Source organism: Pseudomonas sp. (assembly GCF_050739995.1).
In the GTDB taxonomy this organism is placed as follows: domain Bacteria; phylum Pseudomonadota; class Gammaproteobacteria; order Pseudomonadales; family Pseudomonadaceae; genus Aquipseudomonas.
On record NZ_JBOICG010000304.1, the window covers coordinates 1 to 2,794 of the forward strand.

The window sequence follows — 2,794 nt, forward strand, 5'->3', positions numbered from 1 at the left end:
TGGGAGCGGGCTTGCTCGCGAAAGCGTCAGAAGCAACACCCATGGATTCACTGCATCAAACCCAGTCCCCAAATGCACTTGCCAGCCCCCCACCCGAACGGCGAAAAAAACCACCTGTCCTCCGTTCGGTGAAACCCCATGTCTCAAGCCAAGCCCCTGCGCAACGTGCTCTACATCATGTGCGACCAACTGCGTCGCGATTACCTGTCGTGCTACGGCCATGCCCATTTGCACACGCCGAACATCGACCGCCTCGCCGCGGCCGGTGTGCGTTTCAGCCGCGCCTATACCCAGGGCACCATTTGTGGGCCGTCGCGAATGTCGGCGTACACCGGACGCTATGTCAGCAGCCACCAGGTGGCGTGGAACGCGGTGCCGCTGCCGCTGGAAGAACTGACGATTGGCGACTATTTGCGCCCCCACGGCATTCGCACCGCGCTGGTGGGCAAGACCCACGCCACGCCAAACCTGGAAGCCTTGCAGCGCCTGCAAATCGACCCTGACAGCACCCAGGCCGAAGCGCTGAATGAAGTCGGCTTCGACACCTATTTGCGCCACGATGGCATCTACCCCGACAGCCCGCTGTTCGACGACAAACGCGAGTCCGCGCCTTACACCCACTACCTTCGCGAGAAGGGCTACAGCGGCACCAATCCCTGGCACGAATGGGCCAATGCCGCCGCCGGCGAAAACGGCGAGGTCCTCAGCGGCTGGCATATGCGCAACGCCGGGTTGCCTGCGCGGGTCGCCGAAGAGCATTCGGAAACCGTCTACACCACCGACCGCGCCATCGATTTTATCCGCGAGCAAGCCGAGCAGCCGTGGTGTCTGCACCTGTCCTATATCAAGCCGCACTGGCCCTACATCGCCCCGGCACCGTATCACGCGCTGTATGGTGCCAAGCATATCCAGGCGCCGATTCAGCCCGACAACGCCAGCGATCACCCGGTGTACCAGGCGTTTCGTCAGCATCAGGAGAGCCTGAATTTCTCTCGCGATGAAGTTCGGCTTACGGTGATTCCGACGTACATGGGTTTGATCAAGCAGATCGACGATCAACTCGGTCGGCTGTTCGATTACTTGCAGAGCAACGGCCGCTGGGACGACACCTTGATCGTGTTCACCAGCGACCATGGTGATTTCCTCGGCGACCATTTTCTCGGCGAAAAAGAGTTCTTGCTGGAACCCGCGGTGGGCATCCCCTTGATCGTGCGCGACCCACGTGCCAGTGCCGACATCAGCCGGGGTTCGGTGGACGAGCGCCTGGTGGAAACCATCGACGCACTGCCGACCTTCCTCGACGCCCTGGGCCTGCCAACAGCCGATCACCGCCTCGAGGGGCGCTCACTGATCCCGCTGCTGCACGGCGCCCCCACGACTTGGCGCCACTACGCCATCGCCGAATACGACTACGCGTTTCAAGCACCCGCCCGCGAGCGCCTGGCGCAGCCCATCGACCGTTGCCGCATGACCATGGTGCGCAGCGAACGCTGGAAGTACCTGGCGTATGACGGCTTTCGCCCGCAACTGTTCGACCTGGAAAACGATCCGCACGAATTGCACGACCTGGGCGCCGACCCGGCCTATGCGGCGGTGCGCGAGACCCACTTGGGCTATCTGTTCGAATGGCTGCGCGGCTTGAAGCGGCGCACTACCATCAGCCACACAGAGATCGATCTGCGCGGCAAACAATTTCGATACGGTGAGCCAGAAGCGGAAAAAGTAGTTCAGATAGGCGTCTGGTAAACACCACAAATCAAATGTGGGAGGGGGAAACCCCCCTCCCACATTTGATCTCCAACCTGGCTCAAATCCCCTTGGTGGTCTGACTGCGCTGCCCCTGCACACCCACCGGCACGTCGCCCTTGAGCGTCACCCGGCGCACGATACGTTCCTGGGTGCCGTAGTCGTCCACCGCGTAATGCTGGGTGGCGCGGTTGTCCCAGATCGCCACGTCGCCGGTGTTCCAGCGCCAGCGCACGGTGTTTTCCAGGCGGGTGACGTGGCTTTGCAGCAGGTTGAACAACTGCGTCGAATCCGCCTGGGAATAACCTTTCAGGCGTTTGACGAAGTGCCCCAACAGCAGGGTTTTTTCGCCGCTGACCGGGTGCACACGCACCACCGGGTGCTCAGTTTCGTACACCGTGGAGGTGAACACCTTGCGGTATTCCTCAAGCTTCTCAACCGACACGTCCGGCTTGCGCCCGGCGTAGTCGTATTCGTTGCTGTGCACCGCCCACAGGTTGTCGGCGAGCGCGCGCAGTTCGGCGCTGAGGTCGTTGTAAGCGCTGGCGGTATTTGCCCAGACCGTGTCACCGCCCGATTTGGGCGCCAGCACCGAACGCAGGATCGAGGCTTTAGGGTAGGCGTCAACGAAGGTCACGTCGGTGTGCCAGGAATTGGCGCGCTGACCGCGCGTGCCGTCCAGTTCCAACAGGAAGCGCGTGCCGTCACGCACCGGCACCGTCGGGTGGGCGATTGGCTCGCCGAGCAGGTGGGCGAAGGCTTCCTGGCCTTGATCGTCGAGGTGGGTCTGCTCGCGAAAGAAGATCACCTTGTACTGCACCAGCGCTTGCTGGATGGCCTCGACCGTCGCGGCATCCAGATCACCGGACAATTTGATGCCACGGATCTCGGCACCGATGCGACCGGCGACCGGGTGGATGTCCAGCGCCTGGACGACGGGTTGAACAGCGAATGCGGCGTTGCTCATGGTGATGCCCCTCTGGTGCGCTCTATTCATATGCAATTTAGATCTAGCAAATTAATAGATGCTTCGTTGACGGAATAAGAG

General features: G+C 61.6%; 2 protein-coding genes. One reads left to right on the top strand and one right to left on the bottom strand.

Annotation, left to right across the window (positions count from 1 at the left end):
- The first annotated feature begins 138 nt into the window (after positions 1 to 138).
- A complete protein-coding gene (locus ACRESD_RS10300; RefSeq protein WP_431750815.1) occupies positions 139 to 1,746 on the top strand; it encodes an alkaline phosphatase family protein in 1,608 nt (535 codons plus the stop codon).
- A gap of 61 nt (positions 1,747 to 1,807) precedes the next feature.
- Here ACRESD_RS10300 and ACRESD_RS10305 read toward each other — a convergent pair whose 3' ends face one another.
- A complete protein-coding gene (locus ACRESD_RS10305; protein ID WP_431750816.1) occupies positions 1,808 to 2,713 on the bottom strand; it encodes a TauD/TfdA dioxygenase family protein in 906 nt (301 codons plus the stop codon).
- Positions 2,714 to 2,794 lie beyond the last annotated feature (81 nt).

What these genes read in the sequence shown, in the direction of transcription:
- ACRESD_RS10305 (WP_431750816.1), bottom strand. Translation starts at nt 2,713, where the DNA reads ATGAGCAACGCCGCATTCGCTGTTCAACCCGTCGTCCAGGCGCTGGAC.
- ACRESD_RS10300 (WP_431750815.1), top strand. Translation starts at nt 139, where the DNA reads ATGTCTCAAGCCAAGCCCCTGCGCAACGTGCTCTACATCATGTGCGAC.